The 1,420-nt window shown below is 54.2% G+C and carries 1 protein-coding gene; it reads right to left on the minus strand.

The window, feature by feature from the left end; translation table 11 throughout:
• Positions 1–384: 384 nt before the first annotated feature.
• Positions 385–1,263 carry a glycosyltransferase family 8 protein gene (locus KUG43_RS16605; RefSeq protein WP_216910940.1) on the minus strand — a complete coding sequence of 293 codons (879 nt, stop codon included), beginning with the start codon at positions 1,261–1,263 and terminating at the stop codon, positions 385–387.
• Positions 1,264–1,420: the final 157 nt, after the last annotated feature.

The raw sequence follows: 1,420 nt of genomic DNA on the forward strand, positions 1-1,420 counted from the left end.
GCGGCGCCTCACCCACATGGGCCGCGACCTGCAGGCGGAACTGGTGCTCGACACGGAAGAGGTGGTGGTGGCCCAGTTCCCCCGGGAAGAGGTCGACTACAACAACCTGAAGCCCGGCGACCGACTGCATGTGATCAGCCGCCAGGCCCACGCCTTCCAGCCGGATTATTCAATCTGAGCCGTCGTGGCAGCCGAGATGGAGACGGTAAATCCCTGGGAACGGAGTGCGTTGCGCCTTGAACGGAAGCAACGGGCGACTGAAGGTGGTATCTACTCAATGGGGAACATCGGCAAGCAAAACCTTCTCTCGACTCGTGAATTAGCTTTAGAATCGGACAACATAATCGTAGGACTGCGATGCTATCGAAAAGAACACACCAAGAGCTATAGGCCTGAAAACAAAGCGATTGATTTCTTTATGCGCGATTTAATCCGGATACTGAGTGAAGGGGGACCTCCTGTCAGTGGAGCTTGTGCCCAGGGGGTTGAACTCCTGGCTTGGCGAAAGATCGTGCAGTAAGGATTGACACAGTTGACATGCCATGGCTTGGAGTGAGCAGGCCCCACAAAATGAACGATCGAAGGCTTTACTGGATTCGCAAGCTCAGGATGGTGATAGTGGTCGTCAAGGACACTCATGGTCTGATAATTCCAGCGTGGCTCTATCCTCAACCAATTCCCTTGATACTGGTGATTCAGAACATCCTGGTCAGCGTAAAGAATTCGCTCGGGGTGGTCCCTCAAGAAGATGGAGGCGATTTCAAGCAGGTTCAATGTCCTCCATGCCTGAAGGTCAACCAGCAGGACACCTGAATTGAAGTATCCAGAACCAGGCCGAAGACAGAGGCGGCGACTTTCCTGATGCTCGTAGTAATCAGGAACGGCGCCCAGCGGATACCCCTTCAGGTCGGACTCGTAGAGCGGCTGCAAGTCTCCAACAACCGCAATATCTGGATCCAGATAGAGAACGCGATCCAATCCTGCTGGAAGTACATCCGGCAGTGCCAGCCGAGCATAGGCAGCTGCTGTCAAATAGCCGGTTAGTGGCAAGTCCCTAAAGACTGTTCCATCGAGTTGTATCAGGCTGACACGATCGATGATGGAGGCAACATATTGGTAGAGCATCGACGCATCTTTCAAGGAGCGTCCTAAATGAATCAAGGAAACATCAAGCCTGTGGTGAGGATTGGATGTTCTGAGCGTAGTGAGCATCGTTGCGACATGCGGCAAGTAGTTGTCGTCGAATGTGCATACGATGTTCATGACCCAATAAAACCATCGGCAAGAATGGTATTCCAAACTGGCCCCAGGCCCATGGCGTATCTGCGGCGCCTCACCCACATGGGCCGCGACCTGCAGGCGGAACTGGTGCTCGACACGGAAGAGGTGGTGGTGGCCCAGTTCCCCCGGGAAGAGGTCG

The sequence above is a fragment of the Synechococcus sp. CCY 0621 genome (assembly GCF_019038465.1).
Lineage (GTDB): Bacteria > Cyanobacteriota > Cyanobacteriia > PCC-6307 > Cyanobiaceae > Cyanobium.